This is a genomic window from Comamonas sp. Tr-654 (assembly GCF_011752915.1).
Classification (GTDB): Bacteria; Pseudomonadota; Gammaproteobacteria; order Burkholderiales; family Burkholderiaceae_C; genus Comamonas.
On record NZ_VWWQ01000007.1, the window covers coordinates 320,454 to 339,089 of the forward strand.

The 18,636-nt window shown below is 63.6% G+C and carries 16 protein-coding genes; 4 read left to right on the forward strand and 12 right to left on the reverse strand.

Translation table 11 applies throughout. From position 1 onward, the window contains the following. Positions 1-21 precede the first annotated feature (21 nt). From F3J24_RS21270 to F3J24_RS21320, 11 genes are all read right to left on the reverse strand, one after another. Complete coding sequence (locus tag F3J24_RS21270) at positions 22-825, reverse strand: SDR family oxidoreductase (protein ID WP_043372085.1); 804 nt, start codon at positions 823-825, stop codon at positions 22-24. Continuing rightward, positions 822-2,363, reverse strand: coding sequence for a class I adenylate-forming enzyme family protein (locus tag F3J24_RS21275; protein WP_167010405.1), 1,542 nt, complete (start codon positions 2,361-2,363; stop codon positions 822-824). The genes F3J24_RS21270 and F3J24_RS21275 overlap by 4 nt, the downstream gene beginning before the upstream one ends. An 18-nt stretch (positions 2,364-2,381) precedes the next feature. Next, the gene (locus tag F3J24_RS21280; RefSeq protein WP_167010407.1) at positions 2,382-3,248 is read right to left on the reverse strand and encodes a 3-keto-5-aminohexanoate cleavage protein; all 867 of its coding nucleotides are present in this window, start codon (positions 3,246-3,248) and stop codon (positions 2,382-2,384) included. 102 nt (positions 3,249-3,350) lie between these two features. Continuing rightward, entirely contained in the window at positions 3,351-4,493 is a 1,143-nt protein-coding gene (locus F3J24_RS21285) for an acyl-CoA dehydrogenase family protein (protein WP_167010409.1), read from the reverse strand. Beyond that, on the reverse strand, positions 4,490-6,463 hold the full coding sequence (locus F3J24_RS21290) for a biotin carboxylase N-terminal domain-containing protein (protein ID WP_167010411.1): 1,974 nt from the start codon (positions 6,461-6,463) through the stop codon (positions 4,490-4,492). The genes F3J24_RS21285 and F3J24_RS21290 overlap by 4 nt, the downstream gene beginning before the upstream one ends. Then, positions 6,460-7,293 (reverse strand): enoyl-CoA hydratase/isomerase family protein, encoded by an 834-nt coding sequence (locus tag F3J24_RS21295; protein WP_167010413.1) that lies wholly within the window; start codon positions 7,291-7,293, stop codon positions 6,460-6,462. The genes F3J24_RS21290 and F3J24_RS21295 overlap by 4 nt, the downstream gene beginning before the upstream one ends. Before the next feature lie 10 nt (positions 7,294-7,303). Next, positions 7,304-8,482 (reverse strand): acyl-CoA dehydrogenase family protein, encoded by a 1,179-nt coding sequence (locus F3J24_RS21300; protein WP_167010415.1) that lies wholly within the window; start codon positions 8,480-8,482, stop codon positions 7,304-7,306. A 52-nt stretch (positions 8,483-8,534) separates the two neighbouring features. Beyond that, complete coding sequence (locus F3J24_RS21305) at positions 8,535-10,178, reverse strand: acyl-CoA carboxylase subunit beta (protein ID WP_167010417.1); 1,644 nt, start codon at positions 10,176-10,178, stop codon at positions 8,535-8,537. After that, a complete protein-coding gene (locus F3J24_RS21310) occupies positions 10,175-11,056 on the reverse strand; it encodes an SDR family oxidoreductase (RefSeq protein WP_167010419.1) in 882 nt (293 codons plus the stop codon). The genes F3J24_RS21305 and F3J24_RS21310 overlap by 4 nt, the downstream gene beginning before the upstream one ends. Further along, positions 11,056-11,715: a TetR/AcrR family transcriptional regulator gene (locus F3J24_RS21315; protein WP_167010421.1), complete on the reverse strand. Its 660-nt coding sequence runs from the start codon at positions 11,713-11,715 to the stop codon at positions 11,056-11,058. The genes F3J24_RS21310 and F3J24_RS21315 overlap by 1 nt, the downstream gene beginning before the upstream one ends. A gap of 114 nt (positions 11,716-11,829) precedes the next feature. Then, entirely contained in the window at positions 11,830-12,843 is a 1,014-nt protein-coding gene (locus tag F3J24_RS21320) for an AraC family transcriptional regulator (protein WP_167010423.1), read from the reverse strand. 107 nt (positions 12,844-12,950) lie between these two features. On the opposite strand from F3J24_RS21320, the gene F3J24_RS21325 reads away from it, so the two are divergent. The 3 genes from F3J24_RS21325 (at position 12,951) to F3J24_RS21335 (ending at position 15,884) form a co-directional block, all read left to right on the forward strand. After that, positions 12,951-14,135, forward strand: a complete 1,185-nt coding sequence (locus F3J24_RS21325) for a lipid-transfer protein (protein WP_167010425.1) — start codon at positions 12,951-12,953, stop codon at positions 14,133-14,135. Positions 14,136-14,322: 187 nt separating this feature from the next. Next, the gene (locus tag F3J24_RS21330; RefSeq protein WP_167010427.1) at positions 14,323-15,105 is read left to right on the forward strand and encodes an enoyl-CoA hydratase/isomerase family protein; all 783 of its coding nucleotides are present in this window, start codon (positions 14,323-14,325) and stop codon (positions 15,103-15,105) included. Positions 15,106-15,239: 134 nt separating this feature from the next. Beyond that, complete coding sequence (locus F3J24_RS21335; RefSeq protein WP_205244884.1) at positions 15,240-15,884, forward strand: 3'-5' exonuclease; 645 nt, start codon at positions 15,240-15,242, stop codon at positions 15,882-15,884. Positions 15,885-15,956: 72 nt separating this feature from the next. Here F3J24_RS21335 and F3J24_RS21340 read toward each other — a convergent pair whose 3' ends face one another. Beyond that, complete coding sequence (locus F3J24_RS21340; RefSeq protein WP_167010429.1) at positions 15,957-17,153, reverse strand: diguanylate cyclase; 1,197 nt, start codon at positions 17,151-17,153, stop codon at positions 15,957-15,959. 189 nt (positions 17,154-17,342) lie between these two features. On the opposite strand from F3J24_RS21340, the gene F3J24_RS21345 reads away from it, so the two are divergent. Further along, positions 17,343-18,620: an O-acetylhomoserine aminocarboxypropyltransferase/cysteine synthase family protein gene (locus F3J24_RS21345; protein WP_167010431.1), complete on the forward strand. Its 1,278-nt coding sequence runs from the start codon at positions 17,343-17,345 to the stop codon at positions 18,618-18,620. Positions 18,621-18,636 lie beyond the last annotated feature (16 nt).

Genomic DNA, 18,636 nt, shown 5'->3' on the forward strand with positions numbered 1-18,636 from the left:
ACGCTTTTTCTTGTTGTGTCTCTAAGCCTGCTTCGGCATTGCCATGGCGGCGGCGGCAACCATGGGCGAGAGCTGGCCCTGCGCCCCGCCGTCACAGGCAATGACCGTGCCGGAGATATAGCTGGCAGCATCGCTGCCCAGAAACATGGCCAGCTGGGCAATATCTGCAGTCGTTCCCATGCGCCCCAGCGGCACCATGGCGCGCACCAACGCATCCCCCTCGGCACCTTGCGGGGCCAGGCGGCGCATGCCTTCCGTGCCCTCGATGGGTCCGGGCGAAATGGCATTCACACGAATGCCCTTGGCGCCCCACTCCAGCGCCAGCACACGCGCCAGATGGTCCACTCCAGCCTTGGCGGCACAGACATGGGCCTGATACATCATGGGCACGGTGGACTGCGGTGCGGTGATGAAGATCAGGCTCGCCCCGGGCTGGCGCAGATGCGCCAGAGCCTGACGCGCGACATGAAAACTGCCCAGCAGATCGATGTCCACCACCACCTTGAAGGCGTTGGACGACATCTGCTCCGCAGGGGCGAGGAAGTTGCCGGCTGCGCCAGACACCAACACGTCGACCGGCCCATGGCAGGCCACGGCCTGCGCCAGCGCCGCGCCCACCGCCAGCTCATCGCGCACGTCGGCCACCACGCCGAAGGCCTGAGCGCCCAGCGTCGCCAGGGCTGCATCCACATTGGTCTGCTTGCGGCTGACGACCGATACCCTGGCCCCGGCCATCGCGTAGTTTTGGGCAATGCCCAGGTTGATGCCGGTAGTGCCGCCAAACACCATCACGTGGCGGCCCGAAAAGTCGAATTGCACATTCATGGAAGGCACTCCTCTCCACGCAGCAGGACTTTCTGGATCTTTCCTGCCGGGGTCAGCGGCAGCTCGGCGCGAAACACCAGCTGGCGCGGCAGCTTGTAGTCCGCCAGTTGCTGGCGGCAATGCGCGAGCAGCGCCTCCTCGTCCACGCTGACGCCAGGTCTGGTCACGATGTAATAGCGTCCCACCTCGCCCAGCACGGGGTCCGGGACGCCGATGCCGGCAACCATCAGCACGCCCGCATGACTGGCAATCACGCCTTCCACTTCGCTGGGATAGACGTTGAAGCCGCCCTGTATGAACATGTCTTTCTGCCGCCCCTTGAGGTGGATCAGGCCCTGTTCATCGACCAGTCCCAGATCACCCGAATGCAGCCAGCCGCCGGCAAATACCTCTTCGCCCTGCTGCTGCCCCACATAGGCCGGAATCACCCCAGCACCGCGGAACCAAAGCTCACCCACCTCTCCGGCCCGCAGCTCCTCGCCATCGGCCCCGGCCACACGCAGCTGTGCACCTTGCAGCGGCCTGCCTATGCTGTGCAGCAGGGCTTGTTGATCTGCCTGCCAGGGCGTCATAGCGATGGCACCCGAAGTCTCGGACAAGCCGTAGAGATTCATGATGCTCACGCCCGGAAACTGCTGCTGCAGCCGCTGCAGCAACACCGGCTCCACATTCGATCCACCCACCACGATCAGGCGCAGCTGGCTCATGTCCACCTCGGCCAGAAGTGGATGCATGAGCAGCAGTGTCAGCATGGTGGGCACGCCCACCAGCCAGGTCGGCGGGTGTTTTTGCGCCATCCTCAGCAAGGCTTCGGGGCTGAACATGGGCACCAGCTCGCAGCAGCCACCCGCCAGCAGCATGGTCAGCACCCCGCAGGTGATGCCGCCCACATGGTTGAGCGGCATGGCCAGTTGCACCATATCGTTCGCCGCAGCCTTCACATGCGCATGCTGGGCCAGCGCGGAGCCCAGCTGGGAGCGATGCGTCAGCCCCGCCGCCTTGGGCCTGCCGGTGGTGCCCGAGGTGTAGATGATCATCAGCAGGTCATCCGGTGCAGGGCCGGGGCCTGCCAGCAGGATTTCTGCGCCGGACTGCAGCGGCTGCTCGAATCCTTCGTCCAGCCATAGCAGATGCTCCAGCGCCGCAAGACGCTGACGGGCCTGCGCCAGATAGTTCTGGTAGTCGAAGCCGGCAAACTCGCGTGGCGCAAGCACGGCCTTGACCTGGCTGTCCTGCAGCATGAAGTCCAGCTCGACATCGCGGTATCGGACGCTGAGGCCCACCACGACCAGCCCCGTCTTCGCCGCCGCCAGATAGCTCAGCACCCAGGGCAGACCATTGGGCAGGATGATGCCGATGCGCTCACCGGGCCGCAGACCCAGCGAAGACAGATGAGCGGCCCAGGCGCAGGCCATCACATCCACCTGCTGCCAGCTGTAGCTGCGCCCCTGGTCGATGTAGGCGGTCCTGTCTGGGTGCGCGGCCACGGTCTGCGCCAATGCCTGCGCCACGGTGCGGGGAGGAGTACAAGCGTTCATCTGCAAGCTCTTCCCGATTCAGGCTGCAAGATGCAGCATCTGCCTGGCTTCCCTGGGAGTGGCGACTTCACGCCCCACATCGCGTGCATAGCGCGCCAGCTGCTCGATCAGCGGAGCGTTGGATGCGACCTTGCTGCCGTCCGGCAGATAGAAAGTGTCTTCCAGCCCGCTGCGCAGATGTCCGCCGAGCTCGGCCGTGCGCAGATGGGTGGGCCAGATCTCGCTGCGCCCGATCAGCGTGGTCTGCCAGGGCGCATCCTTGATCTTGAGCCTGAGCAGAATGGGCAGCAAATCAGGATCGGCCGGCATGCCGGACTCCACACCCATCACGAAGTTGTATTCGGGCAGGCCCCGGTACATGCCGGTTTCCACATACATACCCACGCAGCGCACGATGCCCACATCAAAGCACTCGAACTCGGGCAGCGTCTGGGTCTCGGCCATCACATCGAGAAAGTCCTGCACCTTGGCGGGCTGATTGTCGAACAACATGGGCGGCCAGGCCCAGCTTCCGTTGCTGCGGGTTTTGAGATAGTTGAGAGAGCCCGCATTGCAGGCCGCCATCTCGGGTCGCGTGGCACGCAGGCAATCCAGCGGCCCCTGGTAATCGGGGCCGACCACGCCGGTGGTCTGATTGATGATCAGCTCGGGGCAGGCTGCACGCATGGCATCCACGCAGGCCTTGGCCACTGCCGGGTCCCAGCTGGGCAGATGCCCCTTGCCCTCCTCCTGGCGCCTGAAGTGCACATGCACCACCGATGCACCCGCGTCATAGGCTCGGCGTGCTTCCTGCGCCAGTTGCTCTGGCGTCACAGGCACATGATGCTGATTCGGGTCGGTCAGCACCCCAGTAATGGAACAGGTAATAATGGCTTTATCGGACATATCGCACCTTAAATAGAAGCTGACAACGCTTTACACATAAGCGTTTCAGGCTGATTTCGCTCAAATTTCCCGACAACGACGGCTGCCGCCGCGACAGCCGCGCTAGATACGCCACTGGCGCGCGGCCAGCTCTTTCATGATTTCCTCGGTGCCGCCGCCAATCGTCAGCACCTTGACTTCGCGGTAAATGCGCTCGCTCAGAGTCCCGCGCATAAAGCCCATGCCGCCCAGAATCTGTACCGCCGTATCGGCGCAGAACTGCATGGTCTGGGTGGCGTGGTTCTTGAGCACGCAAACCTCACCCACCCAGTCCGCCCCGCTATCGCCGCCATCGGCGCGCGCGCAGACGGCGTTGATCCAGGCTTCGGTGCTGCGCATGCGCTGCTGCATGTCCACCAGCTTGTGCCGTATGACCTGATGCTGGTTGAGCGTCACGCCAAAGGTCTGGCGCTGCTGTGCCCAGGCCAGCGCCTCGTCATAGCAGGCCTGGGCAAAGCCCAGCGCAGCGCAGGCAATGCCCAGGCGCTCGCCGTTGAAGTTGTGCATGATGGCGCGAAAGCCCTCGCCCTCAACCCCGAGCAGATGACTGGCAGGCACGCGCACGCCATCAAAAAACAGATGGGCCGTGTCCGAGCATTGCCAGCCCATCTTGTGCAGCTGGCTGCGGCGCAGTCCCGCGCTGTCGCCGGGCACCAGGATCAGGGAGATGCCGGAAGCACCTCTCTCCTCGCCCGTGCGCACCGCTACCGTGATCCAGTCGGCACGCATGCCCGAGGTGATGAAGGTCTTCTCGCCCTCGATCACATACTCGTCGCCCTCACGCCTGGCCCTGGTGCGCAGCGCCGCCACGTCCGATCCGCCGCCAGGTTCGGTAATCGCCAGCGCCGCGATCTTGCGGCCTGCCAGCACATCGGGCACCACCTGCTGCTTGAGCGCATCGCTGCCCAGAGCCACCACAGGTGGCAGCCCGATGTTGTGCGACAACAGGCTGGCCAGCACGCCGCCGCTGCCGCCGTGGCGGCACAGCGCCAGCCACAGGGCGGCGCGCAGGCTGCGCGTGGCCGCGGTACCGCCGAGCTCCTCGGGGTAGCCGATGCCCAGCAGCCCCAGCTCGGCGGCCTGGCGATAGAGCTGGCGCGGGAACTCGCCAGCCTCGTCCCAGGCCGTGACATGGGGAGCAATATGCTCGCGCGCGAAGCGGCGCACCAGGTCATAGAGCATTTCGCGTTCGGCGGCATCCGTCATGCGGGTCCTCCAGGCATGGGCACCAGTTTCAGCAGCACCTGACCCGGCGCCACCTGCTGGCCGGCATGGACCAGCACGGCCTCCACCCGGCAGTCGGCCTTCACGCTCAGGCTGTGCTCCAGCTTCATGGACTCAATGACTACGACCACATCGCCGGCCTTCAGCACCTGTCCGCCCTGCACGGCCAGTTGCACTACCCGGCCGTTGAACGGCGCGCGCAGCTCTGCGGTCTGGCCCGCTGTCGCCGCATTCTCGGGCGGGGCATAGCTTGCATCTTCGACCCACCAGTCCACTCCGCCCGTCTGCAGATGCCAGCGCGTCCCGCCCTGCCCGGCGGACAGCTCCACGGCCTGCACGGTCTGGCTCAGGCCCGCGCATCTCGCTCGCCAGCCATGGGCCAGCAACGCGTCGACCTGCAGCAGCGCAGGCTCGGCGCCGTGCCGCTGCAGCAGCCAGCTGTCTGCGGTCTCGGGGCGCAGCATCAGTTCCTGCGTCCGCCCCCGGTGCTGCAGCTTGCGCAACTGGGCATAGCTGCAAGCCAACGGCCCAGGCCTTTGGCCCACGGCGCACAGCGCTCCCCAGCGCTGGTGAGCCAGGACTTCCTTTTCCCGCAGCAGCTGCTGCAAGCGTGGCGCATCGCTCGCCAGATAGGAGATCAGAGCCTGGCCCCGCCTGAACACCTCGTCGTTCAGGCACTCAATCAGAAAGGCGCGATTGGTTGGCAAGCCCAGCACCGAGAGGCTGCACAGTGCATGAATCAGCCGGTCGATGGCTTGCTCTCGCGTTGGCGCATGGACGATCAGCTTGCCCAACATGGCGTCGTAATAGGGAGTGACTTCGCTGCCGGTATGCAACGCATGGTCAAAGCGCAGCGGCGCGCGGCTGAAGACGGCAGCCTCGGGTGCCGAGAAATGCCGCACCACGCCGGTATGGGGCTGAAAGCTCTCGTCTTCGGCGCACAGCCGCACCTCGATGGCATGGCCGTCAAGCCGAACCTGCTGCTGCGTCAGCGGCAGGGCCTCGCCGCGCGCCACGCGAATCTGCCACTCGACCAGATCCAGGCCCGTCAACGCCTCGGTCACAGGATGCTCGACCTGCAGTCTGGTATTCATCTCCATCAGATAGAACTGCCGGCCTTCGACCAGGAACTCCACCGTGCCTGCCCCCACATATCCTGCGGCCTTGGCCAGGACCACGGCGCAGTTGCCCATGTGCTCGCGCTGCTCGGCATTGACGGCCGGGCTGGGGGCTTCCTCGATGATCTTCTGGTGGCGGCGCTGAACCGAGCAATCGCGCTCCCCCAGATGAATCACATGGCCATGCCCGTCGGCAAACACCTGCACTTCCACATGACGCGGATGCATGACGGCACGCTCCACCAGCAAGTCACCATTGCCGAAGCCAGCCAGGGCTTCGGATCGTGCGCTGTTCAGAGCGCCATGCAGTTGCTGGGCACTTTCCACCAGCCGCATGCCGCGCCCGCCGCCACCGGCCACGGCCTTGACCATGACGGGGTAGCCGATCATGGCTGCTTCGTCGGAAAAGCGCGCATCGCTCTGGTCGTCACCTTCGTAGCCCGGGAGACAGGGCACGCCATGGGCCTTGGCCAGCTGCTTGGCGGCGGCCTTGCTGCCGAGCTGGCGGATCGCCGCCGGCGGCGGGCCAATCCAGATCAGGCCCGCTTGCTGCACGGCCTCGGCAAAGCCCGCATCCTCGCTGAGAAAGCCGTAGCCGGGGTGCACGGCATCGGCCCCTGTGGCCTTGGCGGCTTCCAGCAGCTTGTTCACGTCCAGATAGCTCTGGGACGATGTCAACCCGCCCAGTGCATAGGCCTGCGTGGACTTCTGCACATGGAGGCTTTGCGCATCCGCATCCGAGTACACCGCCACGGTCTCTATGCCCATACGCCTGGCCGTGACCATGATGCGCAGCGCAATCTCGCCACGATTGGCAATCAGAATGCGCTTCATGATGTGCCTCCTGCCTTGCAGGTCCAGGGAGCGGGCTGCTTGCTGGAAAAGGCCTTGAGCCCTGCCCCCGCTTCAGCGCTGCGCAGCGCACTGGCAAAGGCCTGCGCGCCTTGGTTCAGCGATGCATCCAGACTTTGCCCCCCAATGGCTGCCAGCAGCTTCTTGGTGGCGGCAACCGCCTGAGGTGCGGCCTGTGCGCAGATCTCGAGCTGCTGCTGCAGCTGGCTCTGCCAGTGGACAGCGTCTGTAGCCTGGATCACGGCCTGTACCAGGCCTGCCTGCTGTGCCTGACTTGCGGACCAACGCTGACCGCCCAGCAGCCATTGGCGCGCCAAGCCATCGCCCAGCCTGCGCAGCACAAAAGGCGCAATCTGCGCAGGCACGATGCCCAGCGTCACCTCCGGCGTGGCGAAGACGGCTTGCTGATCAGCCACCACCCAGTCGGCCACGCAGACCAGCCCCACACCGCCGCCCATGGCCGCGCCCTGCACGGCAGCGATCAGCAACTGGGGCAGCTCTGCCAGTTGCTGCAGCAGCTGACCAAACTCGCGGTTGACCTGAACCAGCGGGTCCTTCGCCCCCGCAGGCAGCGGCGAGCCTATGCTGCTGGCAAAGCCGCCCAGGCTGCCGCCGGCACAGAAATGCCCGCCCGCGCCGCACAGCACCACCACGCGCAGCTGCGCATCCTTTTGCGCTCTTGTGGCCTGTTCGCGCAAGGCCTGCACCAGCTCGTCGGTCAGCGCATTGCGAGTTTGCGGCGAGTTCAGCCGCCACCATTCCACAAAGCCGTTGCCCAAGGGCAGGCGTTCGATTTCAAGAACCTGAGTCATGCACCGCTCCTCAATGTGCCTGGCGCTTGATCAGCCCCATGGTCTTGCCGATGATGCCCAGCATGACCTCGTCGGCACCGCCGCCTATCGAGCCCAGACGCCCGTCGCGGTACAGACGCGAGACACGGTTGTCCCAGGTAAAGCCCATGCCGCCCCAGAACTGCAGACAGGTGTCAGCCACTTCGCGCGTCAGCCGCCCCGACTTGAGCTTGGCCATGCTGGCCAGCTGCAGCGCATCCTGGCCCGCCATATACATCTGGGCGGCACGGTAAGTCAGCGCGCGCAGCGCCTCGACTTCGGTCTGCAGCTCGGCCAGCTTGAACTGCACCCATTGCTGATCGATCAGGGTGCTGCCGAACATCTGTCGCTGCTGTGCCCACTCTATGGTCTGCTGAATGCAGTCCTCCATGGCGAGCAGGCCGCTGGCCGAGGCCCAGAGCCGCTCCTCCTGAAACTGCTGCATCTGATAGATGAAGCCCTGACCCTCCTGCCCCACCAGATAGCGCTGCGGCACGCGCACCTCGTCAAAGAACAGCAGGCCCGTGTCCGAGGAGTTCATGCCGATCTTGCGCAGCTTCTGCGCCACTTCCACGCCCTTGGTCAGCTTGCCGCGCGGGCCCTCCCGCAGCGGCACCATAATGAGACTCTTGTTCTTGTGAATCGGCCCCTCGCTGGTGTTGACCAGCATGCACATCCAGTCCGCCTGAATGCTGTTGGTGATCCACATCTTCTGGCCGCTGATGACGTAGTCGTCGCCATCCTTGCGAGCACGGCTTCTGATGCCCGACACATCGCTGCCCGCACCGGGCTCGCTCACGCCTATGCAGCCCACCATCTCGCCCGCGATGGCGGGAGCCAGGAACTGCTCGCGCAATCCATCGCTGCCAAAGCGGGCCAAAGCGGGCGTGCACATATCGGTCTGCACGCCAATCGCCATGGGCACGCCGCCGCAGCGGATATGGCCCAGCGTCTCGGCCATCATCAGACTGTAGGAATAGTCCAGCCCCGAGCCGCCATAGGCTTCGGGCTTGGTCAGGCCCAGCAGACCCAGATCGCCCAGACCCTTGAATACCTGGTGTGCAGGAAAGATTTCCTCTTCCTCCCATTCATCGACATGAGGATTGATCTTCTCGTCGATATAGCGCTTGAGGGTCTTGCGCACTTCCAGATGTTCATGGGTCCATTGCATGGCTTGTCTCCGTCGAGTTCTGTTTGGAAGAAATGGGGGAAGCGGCGCGGCACTACATGCGCGCGACCCCGAACTGCATGGGGCGCACCGTTCGCTGCTGCGCTTCGTGCAAGGTCTGCAGGCAGAACGAGAGCACTGCGCGCGTGTCGCGCGGATCGATCACGCCGTCGTCCAGCAGCAAGCCGCTGGTGACCAGCGCATCGGCCTGGGCTTCGAACATGGCCACGATATGGTCGTACTGCTTTTGCATCAGCTCGGCATCGACGGCCAGGCCTTTGCGTGCCATGGCGGCCTCGGTGACCTGACGCATGGTGCTGGCCGCCTGCTCGCCGCCCATCACCGCCGTCTTGGCCCCGGGCCAGCTGAAAAGAAAGCGCGGCGCATAGCCTCGGCCGCACATGCCGTAGTTGCCTGCACCGAAGCTGGCGCCGCACTGGATGGTGATCTGCGGCACGGTGGCATTGGTCACGGCCTGAATCATCTTGCTGCCGTGCTTGATCATGCCGGCCTGCTCGCTGTCCTTGCCCACCATATAGCCCGTGGTGTTCTGCAGATAGATGATGGGGTGGCCCAGCTGGCACATCCACTGAATGAAGTGCGCGGCCTTGCTGGCACCTGCCACATCGATGGGGCCGTTGTTGGAGATCAGGCCCACGGCATGGCCCCCGATGTGTGCCTGCGCACAGAGCGTGGCGGCTCCGTAGCCGGACTTGAACAACAGCAGCTCGGAGCCGTCCACCAGCCGCGCCATGACCTCATGCATATCCACCGGCTCGCGGTGGTGTGCCGGCATCAACCCCAGCAGTTCATCGGCGTCATAACGTGGCTCCAAAACTCCTGAATCAATAGCAGTCTTCGCATATGTACCAATCGTCTCAGGCGCCCTCCACGAAGACAGCTGAGACACCACGGCACGTGCCAGGCCTAGGGCATGGCGGTCGTCCTCCGCCAGATACTCGCCCATCCCCGAGATACTGGTATGCATTTCGGCACCGCCCAGTTCCTCCTCGGTCGCGATCTCGCCGGTCGCCGCCTTGAGCAGGGGCGGCCCGGCCAGAAATGCACGCGAGCGACCGCGCACCATGATGACCACGTCCGACAACCCGGGCATATAGGCCCCGCCGGCCGTTCCCGAGCCATGCTGCACGGTGATGACCGGCAGACCTGCCGCGGACAACCGCGCCAGGTTGCGAAACAAGGCGCCACCCATCACAAAGCCCTCGACGCGGTAGCGCATGAGATTGGCACCCGCGCTCTCTACCAGATGGATGAAGGGCAACTTGTTCTGCAACGCGATCTCCTGCACGCGCAGCATCTTGTCCAGGCCTTTTTCCTGGATGGCTCCGGCCTCGATGCCTGAGTCGCTGGCCACCACCATGCAGCGCACACCGCTGACAAAACCGATGCCCGCCAGCATTCCGCCTCCGGGAACCGACTTGGCCGGGTCGTCCTGGTCCTGCATGAAGCCCGCCAGCGTGCATAGCGGCAGCCATGGCCTGCCAGCATCCAGCAGCAGCGCCACTCTCTCTCTCGGCAGCAGCTGGCCACGTTTTTCAAACTGCGGCTTGGCCCGCTGCGATGCCAGAGCCGCCCGCTGCTCCAGCTCACGCAGCGCGGCGATGCGACCCAGCGTGGCTGCCCGGCGCTGCTGCGCCAGCTCGCCACCGGCATTCCATTGGGATGCAAAGACGTTCATGACTGAAACACCTTGGGAGTCTGGTAGAGAGAGAAGCCGTCAAATGCACGCACTGCGCCGCGCTGCTGCGCTTCGGCGCTGGCAGCCACCGGGCCCATACCCATGCGCACCTGAGGGCGGGCGCCGTCGACCCGCAAAACCGTTCCGCTGATGAAGCTGGCCGCCGGACTGAGCAGAAAGACCACGGCAGCGGAGACTTCGGCCTCGTTGCCAAAGCGCCCTGCGGGCACGGTTGCCGGCATCTTGCGCAACATGGCCGCAGCCTCGGGCGGGTAGTGGTCCATGCCGCTGGAGGCTATGTAGCCCGGTGCGATGGCGTTGACGCGCACACCTTGGGCGGCCCATTCCACGGCAGCAGTTTCGGTGAAGCTGACCATGCCCGCCCGCGCAGCGCCGCTATGTCCCATGCCCGGCATGGAGCCCCACATATCGGCCACCATGTTGACGATGGAGCCACCCTGCCGCGCCATGTGCTGTGCATAGCATTCGCGCGCCATGAGAAAGCCGCCGGTGAGATTGGTGTCCAGCACCGCCTGCCAGCCCTTGGCGCTGATGGACGCAAGCGGCGAAAGGTACTGTCCGCCCGCGTTGTTGACCAAGGCGTCGATACGCCCGTGCCGGGCCAGTATCTCTTCGACCACTGCCTTGACTGCCGCCTCGTCGCGGATATCGCAGCTGTGACTGCTGGCTTGCGCTCCCTGCTGCGCCAGTTCGTCCTGCACGCTGCGCAGCTTTTGCGCATTGCGCCCCACCAGGGCCACATGTGCACCCAGCGCAGCCAGCTCATGCGCGATGCAGCGGCCTATGCCCGAGCCGCCACCGGTAACCACAACCACTTGCCCGGCAAACAGCTCAGGGCGAAAAACGGATTGGTACATCAGCTCTCTCCAATGAACAAGGCCAGAGATTGATCGGTCAGCGCATCCAGGCTCAGGCTGCCGCCCTCGGAAAACCACTGTGCGGTCCAGTTCAGCGCGCCGAAGATCAGCAGTCGCGCGATTTCGGGACGGGCCTTGAGCTTGCCGGTGCGATGCAGCGCCTGCAGCACGGGCATCCATTGCGCTTCGTAGGCATCCTTTTGTGCGCTGACCTCCATGCGCTGCGCATCGCTGAGCAAGCGCCATTCATAGAGCATCACGGGAATGAAGTCGCTCTCGCCGCCCACCATGACCTGCAGGTGGTTGCGCACCAGAGCGCGCAGTCGTTCCACGCCATTGGCACGTGCCCCCAGCGCTTGCAGCGCGGCGTTCTGGCTCTGCGCAGCCTGGGCCATTCCATCCTGCATCACCGCGTGCAGTATTGCTTCCTTGCTCTCAAAAAAGTAAAAGATGGACCCCGGTTGCATGCCTGCAGCAGCGGCAATGTCGCGGGTGCTGCTGCCGTGAAAACCGCGCAGGCGAAACTGCCTGGCGGCGACGCGCACCAACTCGCTGCGGCGCGTGCTCTCATTGCGTTCCTCGGTGGACTTGGGCGGCCTGCCGCGTCCGCGTTTGACGGTCGGAAATTCTTCATGAACTGCTTGCATGGGATGCAGCATATCGGCGTCTTTTATTTTTACCAATCACTTGATTGGCAAAAATATCTGGGACTTTCACGCAAGGGTTTTCCGCAGCTCGAACGAGCCACCCCGAGTGCACCCGAAGACCGATTTCTATACTGCCCTGGCCCGGTAAAGACCCGGTGGGCTCCCGGTCCAGCCTTTGAAGGCGCGCTGGAACGCGGCCGCATCCGCAAAGCCCAGATCCGCCGCCAGCGTGGCAAAGCTGACCGTGCTGGTACCCAGACGGGAGATGGCGATATCGCGACGCAACCCATCCTTGATGGCCTGAAACGAGGTGCCTGCAGCACTCAGTTTGCGCTGCAAGGTAGGGGACGACATATGCAGCGCCGCTGCGGTGGCCTCCAGCCCCGCCCAGAGCGGTCGGCTTTGCTGCAGGTGCGCATGCACCAGAGTCGCAACGCCATTGCCGGCACGCGCCGGGATGACGGCTGCCGCAGGCCAGCTCGCGACAAAGCTGCGCAGCGCGCTCTCGTCGCGCCGGCATACACGCCGCAGCAAGCCGGCCTCAAACCAGAACGCCGCCACTGCCTGTCCGAAGCGCATGGGGGCGGGGAAGGCCTCCCCATAATCCCTGACGTAATCGGGCTGCGCAAACGCAAAGTCAAACTGTCGCACCTTGAGCCCACCCCCCATCAACCAGGAAGCAATACGCCACAGAATGCGCAGCAGGTACTCGTACAGAAAGTTGGCCGCAGGCCGGTTGCTCAGGGAACGCACGCTGATGGCGGCCTCACCGGCGCTGACCAGCAGACTCACTTCCACATCGTCCTGCAGCAGATTGTGGACTTCGCACATGCGCTCCAGAGCCCCCTCAACCGTCTGCTCTGCAGATGCCACGCGCGCGATCAGCTCCAGACTTCCGCGCTTGAGCGGGCGCGAGAACAGGCCCAGTGCCTCGTCGTTGAGCGCGGAGATCACGCGCCACATCAATGCAATGTACTGATCCGAGCTGACACGCGCTCCCGGCTGCTCCAGCAGCTGCGGTGCTATGCCGGCCTGCAGAAGAAAGGGCTCCGGCGCATGTCCTTTGCGCGCGATGGATTGCACAATCCCCCGCACCAGCTCCATCGACACGGTATAGGGAATATTCTTAAGGGTCTTCATCAGATCAACATGAGGTCTTTTGACATATCGACGATGTACTCCGCCATGGGCAAATGCAAGAGGTTTTCCTAGCATGCATAAGGTCCCAACCCCTTTCAGGAGCCCCCATGAGTCGCGATGTGTTTGTTGCCGGTGTCGGCATGATTCCCTTTGCCAAACCGGGCAGGAGCGATCCCTATTTCCAGATGGGCTCCACCGCGACACAACTGGCGCTTGCCGATGCCGGCATTTCCTATGCCTCGGTGCAGCAGGCCTATGTGGGCTATGTGTACGGAGACTCCACTGCCGGCCAGCGCGCGCTGTACGAGGTGGGGATGAGCGGCATTCCCATTGTCAACGTCAACAACAACTGCTCCACCGGCTCCACTGCTCTGTTCCTCGCACGCCAGGCAGTCGCCAGCGGCGCTGCCGACTGCGTGCTGGCCCTGGGTTTCGAGCAGATGAATCCTGGCGCACTGGGCTCGGTCTACAGCGACCGCCCCAGCCCGTTTGACCGCTTCGATGAAGCCACGGACGCACTGGTCGGCAACGCCGAAGTGCCTCTGGCGCTGCGTTATTTCGGCGGAGCAGGCAAGGCCCATATGGAGCAGTACGGCACCAAGCTGTCCACCTTTGCCAAGATTCGTGCCAAAGCCAGCCGCCATGCGGCGCGCAATCCACTGGCGCTGTTTCGCACCGAGGTGTCGGAGGAAGAAGTCATGGCCGCGCCCATGATGTGGCAAGGCGTGATGACCCGTCTCATGGCCTGCCCGCCGACCTGCGGCGCGGCGGCCGCCATCGTGGTGTCCGAGGCCTATGCAGGCAGGCACGGGCTGGACCATAGCGTGCGCATTCGTGCCCAGGCCATGACCACCGACGGCCCCGAAACCTTTGCCGCCCGGGATATGCGTGAAGTGGTGGGCTGCAGCATGGCCCGCAACGCAGCCAGGCAAGTCTATGAACAAGCCGGCATCGACCCTTCGGATGTGGATGTGGTGGAGCTGCACGACTGCTTTGCCCACAATGAGCTGCTGACCTACGAGGCTCTGGGGCTGTGCCCCGTCGGCGGTGCAGAAAAGTTTGTGCTCGATGGCGACAACACCTATGGCGGCAAATTCGTCACCAACCCTTCGGGTGGTCTGCTCTCCAAGGGCCATCCGCTGGGTGCCACGGGTCTGGCTCAGTGCACCGAGCTGGTCCAGCAGCTGCGCGGCAAGGCAGATCAACGCCAGGTGCCAGAGGCACGCCTGGCCCTGCAGCACAACCTGGGCCTGGGTGGCGCCTGCGTGGTCACTCTGTATGAGCGCGTCTGAGTAAAGCCGGCATGACCGGCAAGACAAGGACGAGGCATCGGCTGTGTGCCACTGCATGCAGCCTTGACCGAAAGCAGCGCATGTGCTTTTCCAACCTCACCGATTCACCCTCATTGTCCAGATCCGCAAGACGCCAAGGGCCGTCCTGTGCCATCTTATGGACTGCATATGAAAGAAAGGTCGCCTGATGTTAGATCTGGTTCTCTGGGAAGTTCGCAACGGCGTAGGTCATCTGGTCCTGAACCAGCCCGAGCGGGGCAACGTGATCAGCACAGCCATGGCACACGACCTGAAGGCGGTGGTGGAGCAGGCCTGGAATGCGGATATCGGTGCCCTGCTCATTTCCGCAAGCGGCAAACAGTTCTGCGTCGGAGGTGACATCAGCGAGTTTGACGAACATCGCGAGCGGCTGGCACCGCTGATCGGAGCCATGCTGGATGTACTCAATCCTGTCATGCATCAGCTGGCCAGCCTGCCGTTGCCAGTCATCAGCGCCGTTCAAGGCCCTGTCGGCGGCGGCGGCATCGGGCTCGCGCTGTGTGCGGACCTGGTATTGGCCAGCCGTCACATGTTCTTGCGCGGAGGCTATTCGGCCATCGGCCTGAGCCCCGATCTGGGGGTATCGGGCTATCTCACTCACCGTGCAGGTGCAGCCAAGGCCAAATACATTCTGATGAGCAACCGCGCCATCGCCGCCGAGGACTGTCTGCGCATGGGCCTGATCGACGAGCTGCACGAGCCCGAACAGCTGCTGGAAGCGGCAACCGCGCTGGCCGAGGAACTTGCCGGCGGCCCCACCAACTCCCTGGCGGGCATCAAGAATCTCTGTGATTCGGCACATCGACAGGATCTTCAGCAGCAACTGGGTGCCGAGCGCGAAGCCATGCTGGCCTGCGCACGCTCCAGCAACAGCCTCGAAGGCGTGACTGCCTTCTTGCAAAAGCGCAGGCCCGTGTTTCAGCGTCGCTGAATCGACCGCCTATTTTTTAGGCAACCCAGGCAAAGCCTTGCCAGTCAAGGCTTTGCGCATTTATTCCGATATTTACCCACAGGCCAGACCACATGTTCTGGGGATAAGCACCAAGCTGGTGTGTAATCACCGGCATGCCCCGATTGATTGCTCCCAGCAAGGACGAAAGTGCCCTGCTCCCCCCATTTCTGGAATTGCCCGAACATGCAATCCACCTTCCACAGTCCGAAGCCGAATTTGAAGCCGCCTTCAAGGCCATGAATGCCGAGCCTGTGCTCGGCTTTGACACGGAAAGCAAACCCATCTTCAATATCGGCCAGCAGGATAACGGCCCTCATCTAGTGCAGCTCGCCACGGCCAGCCAGGTCTGGCTGCTGCAGCTGCACAGACCCATGGCTCTGGAAGTGTCGCGCATGGTGCTGGCTGCAGAACATATCTGCAAGGTCGGCTTCGGGCTCGATAACGATAAACACTCCCTGCCCCGCAGGCTGGGAGCGCCGCTGATCAACATTCAGGATCTGGACAGCCGCTTCAAGCGGCTCGGCTATGGCCCATCGGTGGGTGTGCGTGCCGCCGCAGCGCTGGTACTCCAGCAGAGCTTTCGCAAGTCCAAGCGCACCACCACCTCCAACTGGGCCGCCGCAGAACTCAGCCCGGCCCAGCGACGCTATGCCGCCAATGACGCCCATGCCCCGGCCGTGATCTATGCGCACCTGCCCGCCTGGGAACGCACCCTCCCCGTCCTTCCAAGGCGCGCCCCCAGAAGTCCGAGGTCCTGAAGTTTCGGGCCTCGGATCGCTAGCCGAATCCTGAAGGCAAGGTGCCATGGGATCCGGGCCTGAAGGCGGAACTCAGGCAATCATTTTCCATTGCGGCTGGCTCTCGTCTTGCGCAGAGCTAATGACGCAATCCCGCCCGGCCTTCTTGGCCTGGTAGAGCAGCGCATCGGCCTGAGCCAGTGCCTGCTCGAAATCCTGCGCGGAACTGAGTGCAGCAATGCCAAAGCTGGCTGTCACCCTCAGTTGCGCAGGCAGCCCTCCGAGCTCATGGCTTTGCAAGCGCTCACGCACACGCTCCACAATGGCTTGTGCTTCGAACAGCTGTACTCGCGAGAGCAGCAAGACGAACTCCTCTCCGCCGAAGCGGGCAACCAGGTCACAGTCTCTGACCTGCTGAGTCAGCAGCTGTGCCAGCTGCTGCAGCACCTGATCGCCGGCCGCATGGCCCCAGTTGTCGTTGATGTACTTGAAATGATCGATGTCCACGGCGACCACGGCCCAGGGCACCAGCCGCTGATCGGCCAGGCGCGACTCTGCGGCCTCCATGAAAGCACGACGATTGAGCAGGCGCGTCAAGGAGTCCCGGTTGCGCTCTTCGCGCAATGTCGTCATCACATCCCTGACCGAACAGGCCAGCAGTCCTACGGCAAACCACATTGCAAACAGAAGCGCTATGGCCTGGGTAAGCAGCCAGTATCCGGACCGGGTCAGCTCCTGCACTTCGTGCACAGGCAGCAAACTGACGGCAGCCGGCCGGAATAAGGCATTGCAGACATTGAGCCCATAGGCCCAGCGCACTCCGCGCTCCAGCCAGTCCTTTGAGGAATCGGCTCTGAGAAAGGCCGGTATGGCCAGGGTCAGCTGCAGCGCCATCGCCAGAGCCAGACATTGCACGCGGACCCACAAGTTATTCTCGATCCGCGAAAAGTAGAACAGTACGGACAGGGCGACGACAGCGATCAGAATACCGCCGGGCACACTCGCCCCCGCAGACCCCAGCCTAAGGGAAACGCCTTGCGCCAGCGACCAGGTACCGAGCAGATACAGACATGCCGTGACCATGGCAAACTGGCTCAGCTGCGCATTGCTCATCAGGCTTTGCGCAGCCAGAGCCGTCGCGAGCAGCACATAGCCGCCCACCAGCCAGAGCAGAAACAAGGCACGCGGCTGTCGGCGCTGCACATACCAGCAAGCCAGCAAGGCAAGCCCGAACAGCATCACGCAAGCCGGCGCGATCAAGGCAAAGTACAAATCTGCAGGCTGGCCCAATTTAGGTTCTCCGCGCAGGAAACTGTGAATTCAACGTCAACCATTCTCCGGAGAGAAGTATCTCCGGCTTTCACTGCGGCATAAGCACATAGCCATTAGGTCGTTCTCCTGAGTCGACGACCTGCCCATAATCAATGATGCCAAAGCCCGGGCTGCGGCCTTCGAATAACTTGCCAAAGAGACACATATATGCGCTTAGAGACACTGGCCGTACATGCCGGCTATTCCCCAGATCCCACCACCAAGGCTGCGGCCGTTCCCATCTACCAGACGGTAGCCTACGCGTTTGACAGTGCCCAGCATGGTGCCGACCTGTTTGATCTGAAGGTCCCGGGCAATATCTACACGCGCATCATGAACCCCACCACCGACGTGCTGGAAAAGCGCGTCGCGGCACTCGAAGGCGGCATTGCCGCACTCGCACTGGCATCGGGCATGGCCGCCATCACCGCCGCGATCCAGACTCTGGCCGAAGCGGGTGACAACATCGTGTCGGCCAGCACGCTCTATGGCGGCACCTACAACCTGTTTGCCCACACCTTTCCGCAGCAAGGCATCGAGGTGCGCTTTGCCGATCCACGCGATCCGGCAAGCTTCGGCAAGCTGATCGACGCCAGGACCAAGGCGGTATTCATCGAATCCATCGGCAATCCGCTGGGCAACGTGACCGATATCCGTGCGCTGGCCGACGTGGCACACCGACATGGCGTTCCGCTGATTGTCGACAACACCGTATCTTCGCCCTATCTGCTGCGGCCGTTCGAACATGGCGCAGACATCGTGGTGCACTCGCTGACCAAGTACCTGGGCGGCCACGGCACCAGCGTGGGCGGGGCGATCGTGGACAGCGGCAAGTTCCCCTGGGCCGAGCACAAGGCGCGCTTCAAGCGCCTCAACGAGCCCGACGTCAGCTATCACGGCGTGGTCTACACCGAAGCACTGGGCCCCGCCGCCTTTATTGGCCGCGCCCGCGTCGTACCGCTGCGCAATATGGGTGCAGCCATTTCGCCGCAGAACGCCTTCCAGATCCTGCAAGGCATTGAAACCCTGGCTCTGCGCATGGACCGCATCTGCGAAAACACGCAGAAGATTGCCGAAACCCTGCTGCAACACCCGAAAGTGGAATGGGTGCGCTATGCCGGACTCAAGGACCACCCCGATCACGCCATCGTGCAAAAGCAGTCCGGTGGCCGTGCTTCGGGCATTCTCTCCTTCAGCCTCAAGGGCAACGAAGGCCGTGCGGCCGGTGCGCGTTTCCTGGATGCGCTGCAGCTGTTCACGCGCCTGGTCAATATCGGCGATGCCAAGTCGCTGGCGACCCACCCTGCCTCAACCACCCACCGCCAGCTGGATGCCGATGAGCTGGCCAAGGCCGGCGTCACCGAAGGCATGGTGCGCCTGTCGGTGGGCATCGAGCATATTGACGATCTGCTGGCCGATCTGAACCAGGCGCTGGAACAGGTCTGAAGCGGCTTCCCACTCT